Origin of the sequence: Oleiharenicola lentus, from assembly GCF_051660365.1 — a bacterium.
GTDB lineage: Bacteria > Verrucomicrobiota > Verrucomicrobiia > Opitutales > Opitutaceae > Lacunisphaera > Lacunisphaera lenta_A.
In genome coordinates this window covers 223,492-246,836 of sequence record NZ_JBOZXB010000001.1, presented here as the reverse complement: position 1 = coordinate 246,836, position 23,345 = coordinate 223,492, and the positions used below count along the sequence as shown (strand labels likewise).

General features: G+C 61.9%; 13 protein-coding genes. 4 read left to right on the top strand and 9 right to left on the bottom strand.

Annotated features, from left to right (window positions below):
* Positions 1 to 9: 9 nt before the first annotated feature.
* The 8 genes from ACRRQW_RS00910 to ACRRQW_RS00875 all read right to left on the bottom strand — a co-directional run bounded on the left by ACRRQW_RS00910 (position 10) and on the right by ACRRQW_RS00875 (position 13,681).
* Complete coding sequence (locus ACRRQW_RS00910; protein WP_438479297.1) at positions 10 to 1,893, bottom strand: SGNH/GDSL hydrolase family protein; 1,884 nt, start codon at positions 1,891 to 1,893, stop codon at positions 10 to 12.
* Between the two features lie 34 nt (positions 1,894 to 1,927).
* Positions 1,928 to 3,502, bottom strand: coding sequence for a golvesin C-terminal-like domain-containing protein (locus ACRRQW_RS00905; protein WP_438479296.1), 1,575 nt, complete (start codon positions 3,500 to 3,502; stop codon positions 1,928 to 1,930).
* Positions 3,503 to 3,519: 17 nt separating this feature from the next.
* Positions 3,520 to 4,737, bottom strand: a complete 1,218-nt coding sequence (locus tag ACRRQW_RS00900) for a hypothetical protein (RefSeq protein WP_438479294.1) — start codon at positions 4,735 to 4,737, stop codon at positions 3,520 to 3,522.
* Between the two features lie 114 nt (positions 4,738 to 4,851).
* The gene (locus ACRRQW_RS00895; RefSeq protein ID WP_438479292.1) at positions 4,852 to 7,167 is read right to left on the bottom strand and encodes a TonB-dependent siderophore receptor; all 2,316 of its coding nucleotides are present in this window, start codon (positions 7,165 to 7,167) and stop codon (positions 4,852 to 4,854) included.
* Between the two features lie 26 nt (positions 7,168 to 7,193).
* Complete coding sequence (locus tag ACRRQW_RS00890) at positions 7,194 to 7,922, bottom strand: 3-keto-disaccharide hydrolase (protein ID WP_438479291.1); 729 nt, start codon at positions 7,920 to 7,922, stop codon at positions 7,194 to 7,196.
* Positions 7,923 to 7,936: 14 nt separating this feature from the next.
* On the bottom strand, positions 7,937 to 10,207 hold the full coding sequence (locus ACRRQW_RS00885) for a GH92 family glycosyl hydrolase (protein ID WP_438479290.1): 2,271 nt from the start codon (positions 10,205 to 10,207) through the stop codon (positions 7,937 to 7,939).
* A gap of 7 nt (positions 10,208 to 10,214) precedes the next feature.
* On the bottom strand, positions 10,215 to 12,485 hold the full coding sequence (locus ACRRQW_RS00880) for an FAD-dependent oxidoreductase (protein ID WP_438479289.1): 2,271 nt from the start codon (positions 12,483 to 12,485) through the stop codon (positions 10,215 to 10,217).
* A gap of 116 nt (positions 12,486 to 12,601) precedes the next feature.
* Positions 12,602 to 13,681: a substrate-binding domain-containing protein gene (locus tag ACRRQW_RS00875; protein ID WP_438479287.1), complete on the bottom strand. Its 1,080-nt coding sequence runs from the start codon at positions 13,679 to 13,681 to the stop codon at positions 12,602 to 12,604.
* Between the two features lie 323 nt (positions 13,682 to 14,004).
* Between ACRRQW_RS00875 and ACRRQW_RS00870 the strand changes: the two genes are divergently transcribed.
* The 4 genes from ACRRQW_RS00870 (at position 14,005) to ACRRQW_RS00855 (ending at position 21,003) form a co-directional block, all read left to right on the top strand.
* Entirely contained in the window at positions 14,005 to 16,068 is a 2,064-nt protein-coding gene (locus ACRRQW_RS00870; RefSeq protein ID WP_438479286.1) for a carbon starvation CstA family protein, read from the top strand.
* A gap of 8 nt (positions 16,069 to 16,076) precedes the next feature.
* Positions 16,077 to 18,080: a hypothetical protein gene (locus ACRRQW_RS00865; RefSeq protein ID WP_438479284.1), complete on the top strand. Its 2,004-nt coding sequence runs from the start codon at positions 16,077 to 16,079 to the stop codon at positions 18,078 to 18,080.
* Positions 18,077 to 20,278: an FAD-dependent oxidoreductase gene (locus ACRRQW_RS00860; RefSeq protein WP_438479283.1), complete on the top strand. Its 2,202-nt coding sequence runs from the start codon at positions 18,077 to 18,079 to the stop codon at positions 20,276 to 20,278. The genes ACRRQW_RS00865 and ACRRQW_RS00860 overlap by 4 nt, the downstream gene beginning before the upstream one ends.
* A gap of 68 nt (positions 20,279 to 20,346) precedes the next feature.
* Positions 20,347 to 21,003: a 3-keto-disaccharide hydrolase gene (locus tag ACRRQW_RS00855; protein WP_438479281.1), complete on the top strand. Its 657-nt coding sequence runs from the start codon at positions 20,347 to 20,349 to the stop codon at positions 21,001 to 21,003.
* Between the two features lie 67 nt (positions 21,004 to 21,070).
* Here the strand turns inward: ACRRQW_RS00855 and ACRRQW_RS00850 are convergent, their stop codons facing one another.
* Positions 21,071 to 23,302 (bottom strand): FAD-dependent oxidoreductase, encoded by a 2,232-nt coding sequence (locus ACRRQW_RS00850; protein ID WP_438479279.1) that lies wholly within the window; start codon positions 23,300 to 23,302, stop codon positions 21,071 to 21,073.
* Between the last annotated feature and the right edge of the window lie 43 nt (positions 23,303 to 23,345).

Genomic DNA, 23,345 nt, shown 5'->3' with positions numbered 1-23,345 from the left:
GCGGCGTGGTCAGCGCGGGCTCGCGACGAAACGGATGTAGGGTTGTCCGGTCGGATACGCGACGATCGGCGAGGGGCTGGTGCCGTTGAGAAATACGCCGGGCCCGGTGGCGGTGCCAGTGCTGACATCGCGGCCGAACGGCAGCGGAGTCCAAGTGTTGACGCCGTTAGGGCTGGTTTCGACGCGGAGCGCGAAGTCGGAGTTTTCGGTGCGCAGCAATAACGAAGGGAAGCGGTAGCACGGCGTGCCGTCGGCGAGCGTGCCGGCGACGCCGGCGGTGGCCGCGACGTTGGGATCTTGCGCGAACTGGTATTCGGCAGCGTCGCTGAGGCTGTCGTTGTCGCCGTTGGCCTGACCGTCGCTCGAGGCGTTGGGCGTGTAACCGGTGCGCCACGACGCGTAGCTGACGCCGAGGCCGAGGGTTTTAATAATGTTCGGCATGACAACGGTGGCGGTGCCGGTCTCGTTCGGGTGCACACCGTCGGGGACGAGGCGTTTGAAGAGCGCCTGGTTTTCCAGGCCTTGCGGGTAAAGGACCGCTTCCCACGCGGCGACGTTGTCAACGAGGAGCAGGCCGCGCTCGGCGGCGACGTCGCGGTAAACCTGTTGGTAAGCTTTCTGGTCGTGGCGATAACTCGAGTCGCCGACGACGAAGCCGACCGCGGGGTTCATGAGTTGGAGGATGATTTCGCACTGCGGCTCGGCGAGCAGGATGCGGTCGATCATGGCCTCGAGGTTCGTGCGGCTCTGGGTGAGCGACACTTGCCCGTTGTCCACGGAATCGTTGATCGTGAATTCGATGAAGACGCAGTCGGGTTCGCGGATGAGCACCTGTTTGTCGAGTTCGATGCTGTTGCCGTAATTCGAATTGCGACCGTTGTTGCCGGCTTCCCAGTGCGTGACCTGGCTGGGAAACTGGCGGTTCAGCACCGGCAGCAGTTGTTTCCAGTAGTAACCGAGCTGCGTGATGCTGGTGCCATAGGAGACCATTTTCTGCGGTTGGCCGAGGCGCAGGCGCTCGACGAATTGCCCGGCGTTGCTGCTGATGGCGGTAAGCGTGAGCACGAGGTTCTGCGTGACGGCGTCCACGCTGACGGCGGCGGCGTAGTGGGGCGCGAAGCCGGTGAGGGCGACGGTTTCCAAGGCCGCGCTGCCGACGAGCGTGTTGGCATTGATGAGCGTGATTGTGCCGGCGCCACCGGTGTAGGCGCGGCCGTCGACTTCGAGCGTGGCGTTCGGCGAAAGCGTGGCGGTGCCGGCAATCGTGAGGGGCGTGACGCCGGCGGCGGCCAGCGTAAATTTCAATTTGCCTTTGCGATTGAGGTTGAAACTCGTGCCGGAGAACGAGCCGGTATTGCCGTGAAGGCAGAGCGTTCCGGATTTGCCGGTCGTGCTCGCGCCGACGGTGATCGTCGCAGCGGAAACGGTGCCGCCGGAAAATTCCAGCGTGCCGGCGCCGCCGTCGAGACTGGATTGTTCACCGCCGATCGTGAGGAGGGTGGTGACGGTCAAGGTGCCCTGGTTGATCGTGAGGTGGCCGTCGGGCAGAGGCTGGTTGAGCCGGCCGACTTGCACGGTGCCGGCGGTGAGCGTGGCGCCACTGGTAAGTTCGAGTTCGCCGCTGCTGTTATTGTCGCCGAGGTAGATCGTCGAGACACTGCCGGCGTTGCCGGCGAGCGTGGCGAGACGGCCGCTGCGGATGAACACGCTGTCGCCAGAAACGGGGACCGTGGTAGGATTCCAATTGGCAGCGGTGAGCCAGTTGCCGGACGGCGTGTTGAACACGGCGTTGGCGGCGTGAGCGACAAAAGGAAACGCCAACAGCAACGCGGCGGCGGCGCTCGCAGTGCGAATTTTTCCGGAAGCGCGTTTGATCGGAGTTGAAAAGTGCATGAGCATTTTTTTCCAGGGTTAACCGAAGGCGCGTTTATTGCGGGATGAATTGCACGGCGTCGGCGATGACGTAGCCGTTCGCGCCGGCGTTGCGGATCAACACGCTGCCGCCGGTGCCGGCGTTGAACGTGAAGACACCGAGCGACACCCACGTGCCGTTGTTGAGCTCTTGATTTACGCTAAAGGTGGACGTGCCGCCGGCGTGGATGACGTCGATGGGCGTGTTGTTGGCGCGGTTGACGTTCGCGCTCCAGCGGGCGAACACCTCGTAGTTGCCAGCGACGAGTGTGGGTGTGAAACGGGCGCTCTTGCCTGTGCCGGTGTTGCCGTCGTGCAAATAATTCGCGCCGTAGTAACCGGGATTCGTAGTGACGGCGGTCCAGGCACCGGTGAGGGTGACGCGCGTGGTGTCGGTGTTGTCGATGATGATCGTGGACGCGGGCGGGCCTTCGAGGTTGCCGGGAGAGGAAGGCACGGTGTTCGTCGTCAGCGTGACGTTTTTCATCTTCACGTTCTGATTGTCGGACTGCGTAGTGGTGCCGGTGTAAAGGATTCCGTATTGGCCGCCTTTGACCGAACCGTCGGTGACGCTTACGTAGGAGCACGCGGTGGCGATCTTGATGCCCGCGCCGGTGCCGGCGGTGAGCGCGCTGCCGGTGGCGGTAATGACGGGTTCGAGGATGCCGATGTCGCGGCCGCCTTCGATGGACACGCCATGGCCGGCGGCGCTACTGATAGTGAGATCGGTGAGCACGGCGCCACCCACGAAGCTGCTGCCAAAACCGAATCCGGTGCCACCGCTGTTGGTGATGGTGGTGTCGTTCACGAGCACATCGGCGCCGCTCTCGAACAACACCCCTTCGTTGGCGGGGGAGCTGATCGTGACGTTGTTGGTATAAACGTATTTGGGGCCGGTCGCACCGTAAGCGCGCAGGCCACGCTTGCTGCCGCTGAGGCTGGCGGTCTGCACTTCGATGCCGTCGGCGCGGCCAAAGAGCAGCCACTCGATATTGGTGCCGGAAGAACTGCCGGTGATATTGTGCAGTTGCGCGGCGTCGACTTTCGCGGTGCCGCCAGAGCCGTCGATCTTGATGCCGTAGTCACCGGTGAGGCCGGTCATCGTGACGTCGGTGAGCAGCGGTCCGATGCCGTCGACCAGTTGGATGGCACGGTAGGTGGCCTGGAAAGTGACGCCTTGGACGGCGTGTTCGTTGCCGCCGGAGATACGGATGGCGTTTTGCGCGTGGCCGACGCCGCCGACAAATTTCACGTGGCGCACGGCGCAACCGGTGCCGGCGCTAATGACGACGCCTTCGATGTTGCCCACGATGGGCAGGACAGTGGTGACGCCTTCGCCGACGAGGCTGACGCCGTTCTTGCTGGTGATGGTGAGGGTGGCGTTGAGGCTGTAGGTGTTGCTCGCGGGGAGAAACACGACGCCTTTGGCGGTGTTGAGGACGGACTGGATTTCCGATGACTCGATTACGCCGTTGGTGTTGGTGTCGATGGGCACTACGTAACTGGCGGTCGCGGCGGCGAGAGGCAGGGTGGCGGCGACGGCAAACGAAGCGAGCGCGGTGGCGCGCAGGAAAATTTTTGCAGAGCTCATTTTTTGGGAGTAGGGGCTCAGTTGTTGGTGGGCAGGTTGCTCGGGGTGAAGGGCACGCCGTTGCCGTCAAGGCTGGGGCCGCGAGTTTTCACGTTGTCGGTGTCGGATTGCGTGGTGGTGCCGAGGTAGCGCACGCCGTAATATTGTTTCGCGGCGCCGCCCTGGCTGTAGAGCGGGCCGACGCGGCCGCCGACGATGCGGACATCGGTGACGCCGGTGGCGATTTGCACGCCGCTGATCGTGGTGGTGCCGGCGCTTGGGTCGGTGCCGTTGGCCCCGATGAGGGGATTCCAGATATTAATGTCGTCGCCGCCGTCGATCTGCAGGCCGTGTTGATACGCGCCGCGGATGCGGAGGTTGGTGAAATTAGCGGTGCCGCCGAAACCGGATTCGAGGATCACGCCGGCGCCGTTGGGCTGGCCGATCCAGGAATTGATCATGGTGAGGCCGCTGCCGGATTCGGCGACGAGGGATTCGCCGATCTGGTTGTCGGTGCCGTAGCGGAACGTGGTGATATTGGTGGGACCGGGCGTGCCCGTAAGGCGCATGCCGCGATAAGCGCCGACAAAGCGCGAGGACTGAAGGGTGAGCGTGTTGACGTTGGGGCCGACGATCATCCACTCAGTGGTGCTGTTGCCAGAGACGCCGGCGCCGGTGATGCGCGTGATCTGGACGTTGCTGGTGGTGCCGCCGTTGCCCCAGATTTTCAGGCCGTAGGGGCCGGTGTGGGCGCGCATGGAAACGTCGACGATCGCCGGGGCGCTGCAGTTGAGAATCTCAATGCCGTTGTAGGCATTGGTGACGCGCAGGTTGGTGAGCGTGGCGCTGGTGGCGCTTTGCAGGCGGATCGCGTTGGTCGTGTGCGTGGCGGCGGGGGCGACGATGCTCATGTCGCGCGCGCCGCTGCCGGTGCAGTTGCTGATGACGAGGCCTTCGATGTTGGCCGTGATCGCAAAAATTGTGCCGCCGGCAGAGGAGACGCCGTGGCCTTCGCCGAGGAGCGTGACGTTGTCCTTCGTGATCGTGACGGGGGCGTCGATATTGTAGGTGTTGCTCGCGGGCAGGAAAACGATGCCGGAGGTAATCGCGGTGATGACGGCCTGGATTTCAGCGGAGTCGATTTTTCCGTTGGCATTGGTGTCAACCGGAGTGGGCCACGCAGTTTGAGCGTGGACGGAAGCGGCCAGAGCGAAACTCGCCATGCCACCGAGAAGGCGGAGCAAATTGGTTTTCATATTCGGAGTCGGGTTTGAAACGAAAGCAACTTTCCGGACGTTCGGGGGAAACGGCGGAGGATGAAACGAGGGAACGACTGCTGGAATCGTTCCCTCGGAGAGCGGCCGCCTAACTTAGTAAGCGATCGTGTAGGTCAGGCGCGTCTCGCGGCCACGCGCGAGTCGGAACGTGTCCTGCAGATAATATTCGTCGGTGATGTTCTGCATGTTCACCTGCACGCTGTGACGCCATTTCTTGCCGGTGCGGAAATTATATCCGACGAAGGCATTGTAGAGCGTGACGGCAGGATGGATCTGACGGAAGCGGGTTTGGATGCCGTTCGCGTTCACGGTGCCGCGATTGTAGAGGTAGTCGCCGGTGTAGCTCAGGCTCGCGCCGACGCGCCAGCCGTCGAGGATGCCCTCGCGGAAGACATAACGCGTGGCGGCGTAGCCGGAGTAGCGCGGGGCCTTGGCCATGCGATCACGCGAGGCGACCGGCTCGGTGACGACGGCATCGATGAACGAGCCGCCCGCCTGGAAGTAGAAATTTTTATTCACGTTCCAGCGGAAATCGAGTTCGTAGCCTTTGGCGTGTTCCTCACCCCCGAGAATGAATTGCGGCGTGCCGGGCAGGGCGGCGGTGTTGTATTCGGGATTCGAAATGGCGACGTCTTCCTTTGTGATTTCAAAGATGGACGCGGTCCACAGGAGGGAGTCGTTGAAGAGCGAACCTTTGAAACCGGCGTCGATGCCGCGCGAGCTTTCGTTGGGAACCACGCCGAGCGTGCCGGCGTCGATGGAGACGGTCGGTTCGAAACCGGTGCTGTGATTCACGAACGCCACGAGACCGTCGCCGCGGATTTTGTAGTTCGCGCCGAGCGTGTAGGTCAGTGATTCCTCGGACGAGCCGCTGCCGTCGTTGGTGGTGACGACAGGCGTCATGTTATTGGCAGAGACGACGGCGGTGGCGGCGAGCGTTTTGAGTTTTTCGTTTTCAACGCGGTCGTAACGCAGGCCGGCGAGCGTGATCAGCTTGTCCTTCATCAGGAACATGCGGTGACCGAAGAATGCGCCGTAGTTGTTCACGGAACGATCCGAGTCTTGAAACACCTGCGTGATCGCGGAGTCGGGAATCTGCGGCCAGACCGGAGCGAAGGGATTGATGACGTAGGTCGGACGACGGAACACCGTGGTGGTGCCGACCAGCATGTTTACCGGCGGGGCCACGTAAGTGATGTTGCGCACGCGGTTGTCGAGCGTCGCGTCGCCGGCGAACAGGAGCGTATGTTTGACGCTGCCGGTGATGAAATTGTAGCGCAGATCAGCCTGCGCGAGATTGGCGCCGCTGTCTTGATCCTGACGGAACGCTTCGGCGGTCATCGTGCCATTCTCGACGAGCGCGTTGCCGCTGCCGTAGCGGTATTGGTTCTCGACGAAATCCTTGTCGTAGGTCTGGAGGTTGAAGCGACCGATCAATTGATCCGTGAAGCGGTGCTCGACGAGCACGTTGCCGCTCTCGAAATCGCGTTCGAGGATGTTATACGGTCCCATGATATTGTAGGTCGCAAGATCCCAGTAGATGCCCACCGAGCGCGTCGGCGCGGGCGTGGTGACTTGCAGAATCGGAATCGTGTCACCCTGGTTCGACGTGATGGTTTGTTTTTCCCACGAGATCGTAATCGAGGTGTTCTTGGAGAGCTGGTAGGTGAAGCCGGCGGCGTAGAGATCTTTTTTGTTAAAGAAATACTCGAGGTCGCTCTCGGTGTAGTCGTGCGTGTAGATGCCGTAGTAGAACAGCTTGTCCTTGATGACCGGGCCGGTGGCTTCGAACGAATAGCGTTTGAAACCGTAGTCGCCGCTGAAGGTGCCGGTGGCGGTGTAGGCAGGTTTGCGTTTACCGCGTTTGGAAACGTAGTTGATCAAACCGCCCGGGCCGGACGCGCCGTAGAGCGCGGAGACGGGACCACGGATGACTTCGACGCGATCGACGGTGGAACGATTCGGCGGATTCGCGCCGGAAAAACCGTCGCGTAAAACCGGCGGCGAGAAGCCGCGCAGGGTCTTGCCGTTGTTCGTGCCGGTGTCTTCGGCGCCGGAAAACGCACCCGCGATAAAGCGGAGTTGATCGGCCATTTCGAACAACTGGAAGTCGTTCATGAATTCGTTCGTCAGCGATTGAACGGAGAACGGCGTCTCGACGATCTTGGTGCCAGCGCGGCTGCCGCTGATCGCATCGGCGACGACGTAACCTTGATCGGCTTCTGAGGTGACGGTGAATTCCGGCAGCGTGATCACTTCTTCCGAAGTGACGATCGGGCTTTCAGCGGAGGTGGAGGCAGGCGTTTGTTGCGCGAAGGCGGTGGCCGTAGCCAGCGTCGCCAGGGCGAACCAACGCGCGAGGGAAGGACGCGGGAGGGGCATGGGGTTGACGGAGTTTGCAGTTTTCATGGGGTGGTTTGGTGAAGCTCTAAAAATTAGGGCAGAGGTTTGAACTTGAGCTGGCGAAATTCGATGGCGTTGAACTCGGCTTCGAGACCGACGTGGCCGCGGAGCGTGGTGATATCGTTGCTGGTGGCGGTGACGTGGCCGTTGAGCCAGAGTGTGAGTTCCGTGCCTCGCGTGGTGATTTCCATGACGTTCCATTCGCCGGCGGCGCGGAGCAGCTCTGGATAACGGGCACCCGCACTCACGCGCTTGGGTTTGGCTTCGCCGGAGGGAACTTGTCCGAACACCATGCCGAGTCCGCTGGGGGCGAGCTGCGCCTGATACCACGTGGAAGCGTCGGGCAGCGTGCGCACGAAAGCGCCGGAGTTGGGTTTTGCGGGCCAGCCGACAAAGCGGAATTCGACGTGGAAAATGCCGTCACCTTGCGCAGTGCGGTGGAGCAACATCTCGTGAATGCCGGCGGCGTCGCAGAGGAGCGTCTTGGTGGCAGCGTCGAATTTCCACGGATTTGTTTCTCCGAGCGGCTTGGTCGCGGGATAGCGTTCGCGTTGCCAGTCGGAGAGATCGTTCTTCGCGAGCAAATCGATCCAACCGGTCGCGGAGTTTTCAAACGCGCTCGCCGTGGCGGCGGGCAAGGGCGGCGAGGCCGGCGGGGCTTTCGGTGCCTTGGGCTCGGCGGCGGTTAAGAGTGAAGCGACAAACAAACTGCACGCGAGGCCCGGGAGCCAGCGGCGGGTAAGGGTGGGGTATGGGGTCATTTTTTTTGGGAGGATTAGCGCAGTGAAAGCGAGAAAGGCGGCGCGAGTTTGCCGCGGGCGGCGGCGGTCGTGGCTTGGTCAGTGAGATGGAACGTGAGCGTCGCGCCGGCTTTGATTTCCGTGTGCGCGAGTTCGAGCGAGCGGTGCGTTTTCCCGTTCAGTTCGACGGCGCGGGCGAAATTTTTTTTCTCCACGTCGCCGACGGTTTCGATGGTGAACTGGCCGCCATCGCGGAGATTGATTTTCGCGCGCGGGAAACGCGGCGCGCCGAGCACGTAAGCGGGATAACCGACGGTGAGCGGAAAAAGTCCGAGCGTGCTGAGCACATACCAGGCGGCCATTTCGCCGTTGTCCTCGTCGCCAGGGAGTAGGTCCGGCGTGTAAAGTTCGTCGACGACGCGGCGCACCCAGTGCTGCGTGCGGTCAGGGCGGCCGGCGCACGTGTAGAGATAAAGCACGTGGTGCACGGGCTGGTTCGAGTGCGCGTATTGACCGAAGTCAGCGGCGGCCATCTCGGTCATCTCGTGAATTTCGGTGGCGTAGTTGCCGATTTCGAAACGCGGCGGCAACGCGAGCATGCGGTCGAGTTTCGCGACAAAGGCGCGCGTGCCGCCCATGAGTTTGATCAAGCCCGCCGCGTCATGCGGCACGGCCCACGTGTGTTGCCACGCGCTGCCTTCGATGTAATCGCGCGACCACTCGAATTCGCTGAACGGTGTGCGCCACTTGCCGTCGGCGTTGCGGCCGCGCAGAAATCCGGTGCGAGCATCGAAGACTTTGCGGTAACTCAGCGCGCGACCGGTGAATAATTTCGCGTCGTCCGCGTGACCGAGCGCGCGGGCGAAATCGCCGAGCGCAAAATCACAGTGCGCGTAATCTGTCGTGCGCGCCACTGCGTGGCCGAAGTGATCGGAGGGGACGAAACCAAATTTAATGTAGTCGGTGATGCCGGCGCGGCCCACGGCTTCGGACGGCGGCTCGACGAGCGCGTCCTGACGGATCGCGGCGTAAGCGGCGGCGACGTCGAAGTTGCGAATGCCTTTCGCGTAGGCGTCGGCGATGACCGCGTTGCTGTGCGAGCCGACCATGCAGGTGCGGTAACCGGGGCTCGCCCAACTCGGCAGCCAGCCGCCTTCGCGGTAAGTGTTCACCCAGCCCTCGATCATTTCGCCGAGCAAGTCGGGCGCGATGATCGTGAGCAGCGGCAACAGTGTGCGGTGCACGTCCCAGAAACCGATGTCGGTAAACAGCGGGCCCGGATGCACTTTGCCGGAGAACGGACTGAAGTGAACTTTCGCGCCGGTCGCGTCGAACTCGTGCCACATGCGCGGGAAGAGCAGGCAGCGGTAAAGGCAGCTGTAGAACGTGCGCTGCTGGGCTTCGCTGGCGCCTTCGATTTCGATGACGGCGAGGCGCGTGTCCCAGGTTTTTTTCGCGGCGGCGAGCAACGCGGGAAAACTGCGGGTGCCGAGTTCGCGTTGGAGATTCGTGACGGCTTGCGCTTCGCTGATGAACGACGTCGCGATGCGCACCGTGACCTGGCGATTGGCCGGGCGCTTGAGTTTCAACCAGAGCCACGCGGGCTCGGCCTGATTGGGTTGCGAGGCGACGACTGGCGCGGGCGTGCCGGCGTCGAGAATTTCTGCGCCAATATCGGCGACGAAGTGCGCGCCGAAATTGCCCGGCACGCCGCCGCTGTTCGCGGTCGACACGCCATAGACGCGACGTTGGGCGCGATCCACGCGGAGCAAATCTCCGGCACCGAGTTTAAACGCGATCCAGGCGTGCGCGCCTTCGCGATACGTGAAACGAAAACTCGCGCCACGCTCGGTCGGGGTGAGTTCTGCTTCGATGCCGAAACGGTGCAGCACCGTGCGGAAATAGTGCGGACGCGAAACGGTGTCGGTCTTGCGGTAGAAAGAACTGGTGTCGTCGTAGTTGGCCGGCGCGCGATCGCCCGACGTCGCCATCACCATGAACTGGCCGTAGTCCGCCATCCAGGGGCTCGGTTGATGCGTGGCGCGGAACGCCTGCAATTTCGGCGCGCGGTAATCGTAGATCCAGCGGCCTTCGTCGGTCTGCGGAGTCCACGCCACCATGCCGTGCGGGAGCGCGACAAGCGGCAACGTGTTGCCGGTGGAAAACGCATGGTGCGAATCCGTCCCTTGCAGCGGGTTGACCAACTCGGCGAGCGAGGCGGTCGAGGGAGCAGAACGAACGACGCGGGCGGACCGCGCGGTTTTTTTACCGCCGGCGCCGTGGTCTTGGAAGAAAGAAGAACTCATGAAGAAATTACGGGCCGAGCCAGATCCAGCGCACTTCGTCGATAGAAACCTGGCCGGTGGTGCCTTCGTTGCTGACGGTGACACGCGCGGTTTCGCCGGCGCGGAATTTGAAATCACCGAGGGGACGGAAAACGAAAACCGTGTCGCGCTGGCGTTGGTTGACGGAAATTTTGGTGTCGCCGTCGGCGTGCGTGACGGTCACCGGCACCGCCGCCGCGCGTTCAGGGCCATCTTGGAAGGCGAAGGCGACGCGATACCGGCCCGCGCGCGGAATCACCGTGGAGAACACGGCGCGCTTCTCGCCCTTGCCGGCGTTCATATCGATGTAGTTTACGCGGCGGCGATTCTCGACGCTGCGGGTGCTGCCGCGATCCCAGCGACCGGTGAGTTCGGCCTGCATCGCTTTCACGCCGAAATCGGTGTCGCCACCGTCGCCGATGGTCAGCGTCTGCTGTTCGACGAGCGAATGATTTCCTTTTTCGTCCACGGCTTTCAGGCTGACGGTGACGGTTTTTGCGGCAGGAAAAGTATACTCGGGCGAGCGTTCGTTGCTCTGCGTTTCGCCGCTGCCGTCGAAATTCCAATAATATTTCAGTGGCGAGCGCGCATCGAGATCCTTGGCTGAGAAACGCACGGACTGCCCGGGCGTAAGCGGACCGGCGGGCGTGACCATTTCGACGACGGGACGATACGGTGACTGCAAGGGAATGCCCGCTTCCTTGAGCAAGCCTTGCAACTGGCTGATGGAAATTTCCTGCACGCTTTGTTGCTGGCGATGCGCGAGGTGGGCCGCGAAGCCTGCGGCCTGGCCGATCATCATAAACACCGGCTCCATGCGCAGGCTGCCGTAAGCAATGTGCGTGGCGGACACGGCGCACGTCACAAGAAGATTGTTGGGCGCGAACGGCGTGATCGAGCGGTAGGGAATTTCGTAAGCGTCGACGCTCGAGATCAAATAGCCGTCTTTCACGAGGCCTTCCGGCATGAGGAAGAGCGCGACGTCGTGGGAGTCGATGTTGTAGCTGCCCTGGGCGATCGTATCGGGCTTGTGGCGCGAGAGTTCGAGGTCGCGTTGCGTGAGCATGTGTCGTCCAAGGAGGCGGCGCGCTTCGCGCACGTAAATTTGCGGCGAGACATGGCCGCTCTCGACGAATTCATCCTTGGGCAAACCCCAGCGACGCGCAGACGCTTTGAAGTCTTCCGGCAACTCGGGATCGTTTTGCAGCAACCACCACATACTGAGCCAGTGGTCGCGCACGCGGGCGGCGATCTCAGCGCGCATCGCGTAGTCGGCTTCGGGGTAATTGTAGTTCACGCCGGTGAAGTCGGCTTTGTTCGGGTCGGACTTGCCGTTGACGGGACCCCACAACGGGGCGTCGTGAAAGAGATCTTCGAAGGTGTGGAAATTATGTTTTTTCACCGACTCGATGAAATGCCGGTGTTGCTCGGGCGTGTAATATTTCGGTTTCGCGATCGGCACACGGATGTCGTCGCGCGTGGTGAGCGTGGAGCGGAAATTGTAAGCCTGCACGCGGTGGTCGCCTTTGCCGCGATACATGGCGGGGCCTTCGGTGAGCCCGGCGAGCGACTCGTTGTATTCCTCGCGCGCTTCGCGGCCGACGCGGTAGGGCACGTGCGCGGCCGCCATGAGGTCGCCTTCGTAAGTGGAATCGATAAAGACTTTGCCCGTGAACACGCGCGCCTCGTCGGTTTCGTAATGCCGCGTTTGCATCGACACGAGGCGGTTGGCTTTCACCTCGGCGGAGACGATCTGCTGTTTGCGCAGGACGGTGACGCCGGCTTCCTTGAGTAGCGCGGAGAAAACGAGGTCGGCGACGTGCGGTTCAAAAAAGAGGCCGCGATGCGTGGCTTTGAGCTGTTCGGAGTCCGGGCCGTATTTGTCGCGGTAGTAACGTTCGACGCGGGAGAAAAATTCCAGCGAGAGCCCGCCCACTGTCGCCCGGTTACCGATGTCGGTTTTGGTCAGTCCACCCGAAAGCATGCCGCCCACGATATAGGATGGTTCGAGCAAGATAACCGATTCCCCGCGTTGAGCGGCGGCCACGGACGCCATGATGCCAGCCGGTGTGGCGCCGAAAACCACCACGTCGTAATTGTTTGCCGATGCAGCTGATTGATTGGCAGCGGAAAGCGTCACATTTGCCAAGCTGGCGAATCCCGCCAGCAGCAGGATGAGCCCGGCCCGGAGAAAGCGTGGCGCGTTCGCGTTTTTTGGAAGCAAGACGACTGAATGCTGGATTGGGGTAGAGTTGATCATTAAAGGGTTAGCCTGTGCTAGGTCGGTTTACGGTCAAAAAATATGCTCAAAAATGAGACGACAACGATGCGGGGTAGAGGTAGGGACGGGGCGGGGAACTTAACTAAGAGAGGGGCTTAAGCGCTGCCACGAACCACTAACTCGACGGGGATGCTTTCGTGGCGGGCGGCTGAAAAACGTTTTTCCTTCGGCAGGGCGATCTGCTCGGCGAGCAGGCGGGCGGCGGCGCGACCGATGCCGGCGAAATCCTGCCGCACCGTCGTCAACGCGGGCGTGCTCAGGCCGCAGATCGAAACATCGTCGAAGCCGACGATGCGCAGATCGGTCGGGGCTTTTTTGCCGCGTTCGCGCGCGTGGCGCAGTCCGCGGAAGGCCTGGTAGTCGTTCGTGAAAAAGATGCCGGTGGGCGGCTCGGGAAGTTTCAACCACTCGTCGACGGTTTCCTCGATGTGTTCGTCCCGCGCTTCGACTTGGCGGACCAGATTGAAATCGACCGGCAGGCGGTGGTCGCCCATCGCGCGGAGAAAACCTTCGTAGCGATCATGCACGCCGCTGACATTCGTGCTCACGCAAGCGATGCGCGTGCAGCCGGTTTTGATGAGGCGCTCAGTGGCGAGATAACCGCCGCGGAAATTATCGGCCCACGCGGACCAGCAGGGAAATTGTCCCGGCGCGCGATCGATGAAGACGAGCGGGTAACCGTCGAGCATCATTTGCAGGAGCGGCTTGAGCGAAAGCGGATTGAGGCTCGGGAAAATAATCGCGCCATCGTAACCCTCGGCGGAGAGGCGGTTGATCTGCTCGCGTTCGAGCGGATCGTTTTCGTCGTAGTGAAAAATATCCACGGTCGATTTCGACGCGGTCATCACTTCTTGCACGCCGGCGGACAGGCGCGAAGAGCTTTCATTCAAATTGGGCAATACGAGCGCGACTTGCAGCTGCGTGGGATTGTTACCGACGACAAACGTGCCGCGCGCGGACTCGGTGGCGACGACGCGATTTTCTTCCAGCGTGCGCAACGCCTGGCGCAGGGTGAGGTGGTTCACGCCCATCGACTTCGCGAGCAGCTTGATGCCCGGCAGTTTCTGGCCCGCGACGAGTTCACCCGCGGCGATGCGCGCCTTCAGGTGTTCGGCGATCTGCTCGTAAACCGGGACTTGGCCGTTGCGGACGAGATTAAGCTTGGGAGCGGGCATGAAAAATCAGAGGGAGGATCGGCGTGGGGTAGCAGTTGACATATGTCAGGCATTACAACGGTCAAGATTTTTTCTCAGCGCCGCTGGCGGTGCCGCGCCATTTCCCATGTTTACTCTCGTAGCTCACCTCTGCATACCGGCAAAACCCCAACACGTTAAATCGTCGCACATTCAGAAACCGGCTTGACAACTGTTCGCTTGATACCGACATAGGTCGGAATGACTCTACCCCTTGCCCCTGGAGCCGAATCATCGTGTGCGCGCGTCTCTCGCGAGGCCGCCGTCCTCACGCTTAACGCGCTCAACTCGACCGTTTCCGCATCATGAGCGCAGCGATCTCTAGCAAATTTAAGCCGTTGCGAATCGCCGGCTGGGGCGCGGTGGTGCTGCTGGGTGCAGGCTCACTGGGGGTGCTGGCGGTGTCGCGCGGCGAACCGGTGAGCGCGTTATGGATGGTCGTCGCGTCGGTGTGCGTGTTCACCATCGCGTATCGTTTTCATTCTGCGTGGTTGATGGCAAAGGTGCTCACGCTCGATGAGCTTCGCGCCACGCCGGCGGTGGTGAAAGAGGATGGCAAGGATTTCGTGAAGACCAATAAGTGGGTCGTGTTCGGCCATCACTTCGCGGCGATCGCGGGCCCGGGACCGCTCGTCGGACCGGTGCTGGCGGCGCAGTTTGGCTTTTTGCCCGGTCTCCTGTGGATTCTCGTGGGCGCGACGCTGGGGGGCGCGGTGCATGATTCGATCGTGTTGTTTTGTTCGACGCGACGCGGTGGCAAATCGCTCGGGCAGATGGTGCGCGAGGAAGTCGGTCCGTTTGCGGGCGTGCTGGCGTTGATTAGCACGGCGGCGATCATGGTGATCATTCTCGCGGTGCTCGCGTTGGTCGTGGTGCGTGCGCTGGCGGAGAGCCCGTGGGGACTGTTTACGATTCTCGCGACGATTCCGGTGGCGATGATCATGGGCTCGGCGATGCGGTTTACGAAGATTCATATCGCGGCGATTTCAGTCTTCGGCGTGGTGGGCTTGTTGCTCGCGGTAGTGGGCGGACAATGGATTCACGGCACCGCGCTGGAGCGTTGGCTCACGCTGGACGGTCGCACGCTGGCGGTCGGGCTGATGGGTTACGGTTTGCTGGCGAGTGTGCTGCCGGTGTGGCTGCTGCTCGCGCCCCGCGATTATTTAAGCACGTTTATGAAGATCGGCGCGGTCGCGATGCTCGGTATCGCGATCATCGTGCTGGCGCCGATGTTGAAGATGCCGGCGGTCACGCAGTTCATCGACGGCACGGGCCCAGTGTTCGCTGGCGCGGTGTTTCCATTTTGTTTTATCACCATCGCGTGCGCGGCGATCTCAGGATTCCACGCGATTATTTCCTCGGGCACGACGCCGAAGATCATCGCGAAGGAAAGCGACATTCGCGTGATCGCTTACGGCGGCATGGTGACGGAAATGTTGGTCGGAGTGATGGCGCTCATTGCCGCGTGCGTGATGGAGCCCGGCGAATATTTCGCGATCAACATGCGCGGCGAAGCGGCCGCCGTGACGGCCCAGGTGACGCAACTCGGATTTCCGGTGACGGTCGCGCAGATGGACACGCTCGCCGCTGACGTGGGCGAAAAAACGATGATCGGTCGCACCGGTGGTGCGCCGACCTTTGCGGTCGGCATGGCGCACATGTTTGCCGGGGTGCTTGGCAGCAAAGCGGCGCTCGCGCTGTGGTATCACTTCGCGATCATGTTCGAGGCGCTGTTTATTCTCACGACGATCGACGCCGGCACACGGGTGGGGCGGTTCCTGATGCAGGATTTGCTCGGGCTCGCGTGGAAGCCGCTCGGGCGCACCGATTCGACGCTCGGAAATTGGAGCGCGAGCATCCTGTTCGTCGCGCTGTGGGGCTACTTCCTCTATCAAGGCGTGATCGATCCGTTTGGCGGCATCAATTCGCTCTGGCCGATCTTCGGGGTGGCGAACCAGTTGCTCGCGGTGATCGCGCTTTCGCTCGGCACGACGGTGCTCTTGAAGATGGGGCGTCAACGTTACTTGTGGGTGCCGTTGTTGCCGCTCGTGTGGTTGCTGGCGGTGACGATGACGGCGGGCTGGCAAAAGATTTTCAGCGCCGATCCGCGGCTCGGTTTCCTGAGCGCCGCCACGAAATACCGCGACCAGATCGCCGGTGGCGGCACGGCGGAACAGCTCTCGCAGTGGCAGCATTTGCTCACCAGCCAATACGTGAATTGCGCGGTGACAGGGGCGTTTCTCGTGCTCGTGTTGCTCATCGTCCTGACGTCGGCGCGCGGCTGGTTGCGCATTTTTTCGGGCCGCAGCGTGCCGGCTTTGCACGAAGACAGCTACGTGCCGCTGGCGTCGGTTAAATCTTCAAACTGAGGCGCGCCATGTTGCGTTTAATTTCCATCGTCTGGAGGCGCGTCGTGCTCGTGGCGCTGATGTCGGCGGTCACGGCGCACGCGGAGAGTGGGCCTGTGGTGCGGCCGCCGGTGTCGTTGCGCGAAACCGTGGCGATGACGCCGTTTCATGATCTGGACCAGGCGCGGGATATTTCGATCCGCGGCAGCGTGCAGGACGTTGCGACGAAAAAAATCTGGCTGCGCGTAACCGATAGTTTCGGTCGTTCGGCGACGGCCACGGTTAAAACGAAAGGCGGGAAATTCAGCGCGCGTTTCCCTAAGGATTTTCGCGGCGCGGCAGAACTCGTGCCGGCGATGTATTTTATCGACGCAGCATTGAGCGAAGGCGCGGCACCGAGCGCGCGGGGCGAGGCGGCGGTGATTGTGTTTGCCGCGCAACAACGGCGGTTGCCGGATCTGCCTTCGGCGTTCACGACGGATTTGCGCGGGGCCGACGGCAGCGTGGATGCGCAGTCGCCGGAATGGGCGCGCATGCGGGCGATGACGAATCTCTATTATCACAGCCGTAGTGCGCAGCTGGCGGGCGCTGATCGGCCGGGCTTCGATCTGGCCAAGCCGGCGGACCTCGCAGCGTTCAAGCGCGACGTGGCGCTCTACGATTTTGATGCGCGCGATCGCGATTGGGCGACACCTTTGGGCCGCCGCGTGGCGCGGTCGTTCTGGCAGGCGGTGTGGGACAGTTGGTTTGGCCCTTCGAACGACAACGAGCGTCCGGCAGGCTCGGGGATTTATCCGGCGTTCACTTTCGCCAACGACACGGCGGACATTCTCGTCTCGCACCTCCGCCGCTGGCGGGTGCGTCCGGCGACCGAGCAACCGGTTGAAGACGATCTCGCAACGCTCTGCAATGAAGTGCTGCGGAATCTCGCGGCGATGCAGCGGAAGGAAAATGATTCCGCGCCCGTTCAACTCGGCGTCGAAGGGCCGGGAGCATTTTATTACGGAATGTTTGCCGATGGTGAACTCATGCTCGACGGCACCGGCTGGTTTCACGGCGGCAAGCGGGGCGACCACCGGCGCGGCGGCGTGTTTCTGGGGCGGTCGCTGTGGGCGATCGGCGAGGCGCTGGGTCAACCGTTGCCGGGCATGCCCGAAACCACGCTGCGCGAAACGCTGCGACTCGGTCTGCGCTGGGGATTCGGCCTGGCGCGCACTCACAGCGATGAGGGCCAGCCTTACATTCGCGCGATCAAGGCGCGCGATGGTTCAAAGACGGTGCGCGCACTCTGGCGCAGTCCGGGTGAACACGCGTATCTGCTGCTCGGTTTGCTGGCGGCCTGCGAACGAAAAGAAATCGCGGGGCTGACAATTTTTGAAGCCGGCGAATTTGGTTACGCGGAAAAGCAAACGGTGGCGTCGCTCACGCAACAGGCGCTCGATGCGCTGGCCGATGCGGTGCAGCCCGAAGGTTATTGGTCGACGTTTGCCGACATCGACGCGACCGCGGTCGAAGCGATGGCGCGGGGCGCCTCGGTGTTTGCGGGAAATCCGTCGGCGGCGCGCTGGCGCGACGTTGCGGTCAAAGTCGCTGACGGCTGGTTGGCGGCGAAGCCGGTGGAGGGCGCTTATCGCGGCCCGGTGTTGCTGCCCGTCGGTCGGCGCGTGCCGGGCCAGCCGGGCGAGTTGCGTTACCGGGCGCACGAGTCGTCGTCGACGCACCTGACTTATTTTCATGCGGGCCTGTGGTTGCAGGCGCTCGCGGAACTCGAGGTGCTGACGGGCGATGTGCGTTACACGCGGCGCTTCGAGGAAGTCGCGGGTTATTTTTGCGGCAACAATCCGTTCGATGCGCGCATGTTCACCGAACTCGGCGGCGTCTATAATTTCGTAACCGACACCGACGGAGACACCGTCGAGGACCGCTTGCATTTCGATCTTTATCCTGAATCCACGGCGTTCGTGCACATTGGCGTGCTGCGTCATTTGCAACAACGCGCCGGACTGACCCCAAACCCCGCACCCAAACCATGACAAGAAAACCCCTCCTGTGGACGCTGCTCGCGCTGGCGTTCTCCTTCGCATTTCGTCCGGCGGCCCTCGCTGTCGAAAACGCCCCCGCTTACGACGTCGTGGTGTTCGGCGGCACTTCCGCCGGCGTGGCCGCAGCCGTCGCGGCGGGTCGCGGTGGTTCGAAAGTATTACTCGTGGAATCCGGCTACCTCATCGGCGGCCTGACCACGGGCGGTCTCACCAAAACCGACATTGGCAAAGGCGAGACGATCGGCGGCCTCGCGCGCGAGTTCTACGACCGCGTGCTGAAACATTACACGAAAGCTTACGGGGCCGACTCGCAACAGGTGAAGGAGACGGGCGGCGGCTACTTTTTCGAAACGAAAGTCGCGCTGCAGATCTATTACGAGATGCTGGCCGAAGCCGGCGTCGTCGTGCGCACGAAAGAACAACTCGAGAGCGTCGAGGTGAAGGACAAGCGCATCGTGGCGTTCACGACGCGGCACTACGAGTCGGGCAAGTTCACGCGCTTCAGCGGAAAACATTTTGTCGATGGCAGCTACGAGGGCGACCTGATGGCGCAGGCGGGCGTGCTGTATCGCGTCGGTCGCGAGGCGCGCGCGGAATATAACGAACCGCTCGCCGGCATCACTTCCGGTCCCGAGGAATACATCGGCAAAAGCGACCAGCGCGTGCAGGCGTTCAACATCCGCGGCACGCTGAGCATTCGCGACGACAACCGCGTGGCCATTCCGAAGCCGAAAAATTACTACCGTGAAGCGCACGCGAACCTGATCGACACCGTCAATAAACTGAAACTCACGCGCCTCGACCAGCTGTTCACCGACACGCAGCGCTGGGCGATGATCAACGGCAAGTGCGATCCGAACAAAGCCGATTTTCCGGGCGTGAATTTCGCCTACAGCGACGGAGATTACGAACAACGCGCGCGCATCACGGCGAAGGTGCAGGATTACTGGTTGAGCCTGTGGTATATGTTGCAAAACGATCCGGCGCTGCCCGAGGACTTCAAAGCCGATGCGCGCCGCTGGGGTTTGCCGAAAGACGAGTTTGTCGAGAGCGGCCACGTCACGCCGCAAGTCTACGTGCGCGTCGCGCGCCGCATGCTTGGCCGTTATTTCCTCACGCAAACCGACCTGCTTTACGAACGCTACAAGCCCGACGCGATCTGCATGGGCAGCTACAACATGGATGCGCACGCGATCCAGATCATTCAGACCGACGCCGGCCCGAAGGAGGAAGGTCATTTCAACGATTCCTCCGATGCTTACGAAATTCCCTACCGCAGCCTGTTGCCTTACGGCGTCGATAACCTGGTGGTCGTCGCGGCGGTGTCGGCGAGCCACGTCGCGTATTCCAGCATCCGCATGGAACCGGTGTTCATGATGCTCGGCCAGGCCGGTGGCATCGCGATCGATCTCGCGCGCAAAGACGGCGCGAAGGTGCAGGATGTTTCCATTGCCAAATTGCAGGCGCAGTTAACGAAAGACGGCGTGCCGCTGAAAGCCCCGTTCCGTCCGGTCGTCGCCATCAAGGTCAAGACCAAGGACCCGCAGCCCGGCCAGCCCGTGGAGTTTGAAATCGTTTCCCGTCACGTGCAGTCGCCGCTGAAGATCATCTCGTGGAATTTTGACGGCAGCGGCGAAGTGCAGGCGACCGGCCAGACGGCCCGCTACACGTTCAACCAAGCCACGCCGGCCAAAGTCATGGTGCTCGCGACGGATGAAAAACGCCTCGTGACGCTGCCGGCGCGACTGGAATTCTCGCTCGGGGAGGACGCGACGCTGGATCGCGAGGTGCACTATTATCAGGCGAAACTGGATGGACGCTGGAATCGCGCGCGCGGCCCCGAAGTGGAATATCGGCAGCGCGTCGCGTTGTCGGATCAAGATGTGGGCGGCGAGCCGATGAAAGCGGAGTTCACCACGACGTTGCCGAAGAGCGGCCGCTATCGTGTCGCGCTGGCGTTCCCGAGTGGCGGAAACCGTGCCAGCAATGTGCCAGTGACGGTTACGCACGCGGGTGGCTCGACAGAGCTTAAGCTCAATCAAAAGAAGAAGCCGGGACCGTTCGCGTTTCAACCGATCGGTGAGTTCCAATTCACCGCCGGACAACCAGTGACGGTCAAAATCTCGAACGCGGGAGTCGATGGCATGGTGCTGATCGACACCGTGCGCTGGATCTGGCTCGGTAACTAAACGCTTTCACTCCTTGCGTGCGGCACTCGATGTCGCCCGTTTTTATTTTCTCCGAACTTTCGCATTTTATGAAAACGCTCAGTTCTCTTTTTGCCGCATTGACCTTCGTGGTCGGTGCTTTTGCCGCGACGCCGAATCAATTAACGCCTGAAGAAAAGCAAGCGGGCTGGCAGCTGCTCTTCGACGGCGAGTCGCTCGCGGGTTGGAAGCTCAACGAATCACCGGCGAGCGTCCGGCTCGAAGACGGCTCGATTGTCGTGAACGGCCCGCGCGCGCACTTGTTTTACGACGGCCCGGTCGCAAATCATGATTTCAAAAATTTCGAGTTGCAGCTCGAAGTGATGACTTATGCGAAGGCGAACTCAGGCGTGTATTTTCACACACTGTTCCAGGAGATCGGCTGGCCGAAGCGCGGCTACGAAATCCAGGTGAACAACTCGCACACCGATCCGAAACGCACGGGCAGCGTGTGGGGCATCAAGGAAAACATGGGAAGCGTCGCCGTGGACGAACAGTGGTTTACTTTGCGCATCAAAGTTGAAGGGAAACGCATTCAGACGTTCGTCGGCGACCGTCTGGTGGTCGACTACACGGAGGAGGAAAACGTCGAGCGTCCGAAACAATTTGCCGGCCGTTTGATCGGCAGCGGCACGTTTGCGTTACAGGCGCATGATCCGGTGAGCAAAACGCGCTACCGCAGTATCAAGGTGCGCGTGTTGCCATAAGCGTTTCGGACGCCTCGCTTGGAGCGCGTCTAAACAGGTTAGGCGCACCGGCCCGGTGCGCCCATGATTATTCGCCCACCCAGATCCAGCGCACGCTGTCGATGAGGACGGTGCCGTCAGCGCCTTGGTTCTTGAACGTGACCGTCACGGGCTGCCCGGCGGTGAAACGGTATTCGCCGAGCGGTTGGAACGCGTAGGGGCCGGGCTTTTTGCGTTGGTTGATTTTCAATGCAGCCGTGCCTTCGGCGTGGACAACTTCGATTGCAGTGTTCGTAGCGCGATCCATGCCACTCGGGAAAGCGATGGCGACGCGATAACGGCCGCTCTTGGGCAGCGTGGTGGTGAAGACCGCGCTCGCGCCGCCGTCGCCTTTGCCTTCGTCGCCCAAGCCGACTTGGCCGCGGTATTCGACTTCGGGCCCGCGCGTGCGGCTCCAACGCCCGGTCAGTTTCGCGGCGGAATGATGCACGGTGCGATCAAGCGTCGGCTCGTTGCCGGTCGCGATTTCCACGCGCGCGGGCAGCGTCTGGAGCCGGTCGCCGTCTTGGGCGAGCAGGCTCACGGTGTGCTTCGTGGGCTGTTTGAAGGTGTAGCTGGCGTGTTCGGCGGTGGCTTGCACTTCGCCGCTGCCGTCGAAGTTCCACGCGAACGTCAGGGGTGATTCCACCTGTTTTTTAACGACGGAAAACTCAACCGTCTGGCCGGCGTGATACGGCGGCGGAGTGTTCGCTTTAATTTCCACGACAGGGCGAAACGGCGCCACGAGCGGAATGCCGGCGGCAGTGAGGCGCGCTTGCAAGGCGGCGATTGGCACTTGTTCGACGGGCACGTCGCCCGTGAGCGAGAGGCGCGCGGCGAGCCCGGCGGCCTGGCCGATCATCATGAACACCGGTTCCATGCGCACGCTCGAGTAGGCGACATGCGTGGCGGACACGGCGGCGACCACGAGGAGATTTTTCACGCCGTAAGGGACGATGCTGCGGTAGGGAATTTCGTAAGGATCGGCGGAGCCGTTGAACTCACCTTCGAGGCGCGGGCCGTCGTCGGTTTGGATGACCTGGATCGGGTGACAATCGGTGTGGTAGCTGCCCAGGCAAATCGTGTCGGGTTTGCGGCGGTCGTATTGCACGTCGTGTTGCGTGAGAAAATAGCGGCCGAGCATGCGGCGCGCGACGCGCACGTAGATGTGCGGCGTGACGTGGTTGCTTTCGGCGTATTCATCCTTGGGGAGGCCGTAGCGGCGGGCGTCGCGTTTGAATGCCTCCGGCAGTTCCGGATCGTGTTGCAACATATACCACAGGCTCAGCCAGTAGTCTTGCACCTTGGCGGTGATGCGTGCGCGTTGCTCGTAGTCGCCTTCGCTGTAGCCGGAATTCGCGCCGTAGAAATCCGCGATGTTGGGATCGCCTTTGCCGTTGATCATCGCCCAGCGCCATTTCAACGGGAACAGGTCGTCGATGGTTTTCAGCTGGTGCGTGTTTACTTGTTCGATGAAACGAACGTGGGCGTCGCGGTAGTAATTTTTCGGCTTCTCGATGGGCACGAGCAGCGCCGGGTTGTCGGTGATCGTGCCGCGGATGTTGTAGGCCTGGACGCGGTGGTCACCTTTGCCGAGGTATTCGGCCGGGCCGGCGGTGATGCCGGCGAGCGGCTCGTTGTATTCCGAGCGCGCCTCGCGGCCGACGCGATAGAGCACGCCCGCCTGCGCCATGAGGTCACCTTCGTAGGTGCCGTCGACGAAAAATTTTCCGCGATGCGTGAAGGTCGCGCCGCTTTCGTAGTGCTTCGTGGAAAAACTCACGATGCGACCGGCGCGCACCTCGATTTTTTCCAATTGCTCCTTCGTGCGCACGGTGACGCCCGCGTCGCGCAACCACTCGTTGAAAATCTGGAGCGCGATCCGCGGTTCGAAATTATATCCCTTTTGCGTCACCTTCACCTGCTCGGAGTCGGCTCCGTAAGTGTCAGTGTAATGTTTTAAAACGCGGTCGTAGAACTCGCGCGCGATTCCTCCGATGGTCGTCCCGCGACCGACATCGGTTTTCGTCAATCCGCCGGTCATGAGTCCGCCGATCAGGTAACTTGGCTCGACCACCAACACCTTGGAGCCGTCGCGGCCGGCGGCGATGGCGGCGGTGAGTCCGGCGGGACTGGCCCCGAACACGACCAAATCATACTCAGCGGGCGCGGGTGCAGCCGGCGGATTTGCGGCGAACGCGAAGTTCGCGAGCGAGCCAGTCAGGAGAATCCACGGGGCGACGAGCGCGCGAAGGAGACTAGGGAGTCGGGGGTATTTCATAGAAAGAGGTAAGGAAGCGACCAGTCGGGATGAGTTCGGCCCC

Excerpts from the sequence above, each read along its gene's own strand:
- ACRRQW_RS00865 (WP_438479284.1), top strand. The coding sequence starts at position 16,077 with ATGTTGCGTTTAATTTCCATCGTCTGGAGGCGCGTCGTGCTCGTGGCG.
- ACRRQW_RS00860 (WP_438479283.1), top strand. The coding sequence starts at position 18,077 with ATGACAAGAAAACCCCTCCTGTGGACGCTGCTCGCGCTGGCGTTCTCC.
- ACRRQW_RS00870 (WP_438479286.1), top strand. The coding sequence starts at position 14,005 with ATGAGCGCAGCGATCTCTAGCAAATTTAAGCCGTTGCGAATCGCCGGC.
- ACRRQW_RS00910 (WP_438479297.1), bottom strand. The coding sequence starts at position 1,893 with ATGCACTTTTCAACTCCGATCAAACGCGCTTCCGGAAAAATTCGCACT.
- ACRRQW_RS00895 (WP_438479292.1), bottom strand. The coding sequence starts at position 7,167 with ATGAAAACTGCAAACTCCGTCAACCCCATGCCCCTCCCGCGTCCTTCC.
- ACRRQW_RS00875 (WP_438479287.1), bottom strand. The coding sequence starts at position 13,681 with ATGCCCGCTCCCAAGCTTAATCTCGTCCGCAACGGCCAAGTCCCGGTT.
- ACRRQW_RS00900 (WP_438479294.1), bottom strand. The coding sequence starts at position 4,737 with ATGAAAACCAATTTGCTCCGCCTTCTCGGTGGCATGGCGAGTTTCGCT.
- ACRRQW_RS00885 (WP_438479290.1), bottom strand. The coding sequence starts at position 10,207 with ATGAGTTCTTCTTTCTTCCAAGACCACGGCGCCGGCGGTAAAAAAACC.
- ACRRQW_RS00855 (WP_438479281.1), top strand. The coding sequence starts at position 20,347 with ATGAAAACGCTCAGTTCTCTTTTTGCCGCATTGACCTTCGTGGTCGGT.
- ACRRQW_RS00880 (WP_438479289.1), bottom strand. The coding sequence starts at position 12,485 with ATGATCAACTCTACCCCAATCCAGCATTCAGTCGTCTTGCTTCCAAAA.
- ACRRQW_RS00905 (WP_438479296.1), bottom strand. The coding sequence starts at position 3,502 with ATGAGCTCTGCAAAAATTTTCCTGCGCGCCACCGCGCTCGCTTCGTTT.
- ACRRQW_RS00890 (WP_438479291.1), bottom strand. The coding sequence starts at position 7,922 with ATGACCCCATACCCCACCCTTACCCGCCGCTGGCTCCCGGGCCTCGCG.
- ACRRQW_RS00850 (WP_438479279.1), bottom strand. The coding sequence starts at position 23,302 with ATGAAATACCCCCGACTCCCTAGTCTCCTTCGCGCGCTCGTCGCCCCG.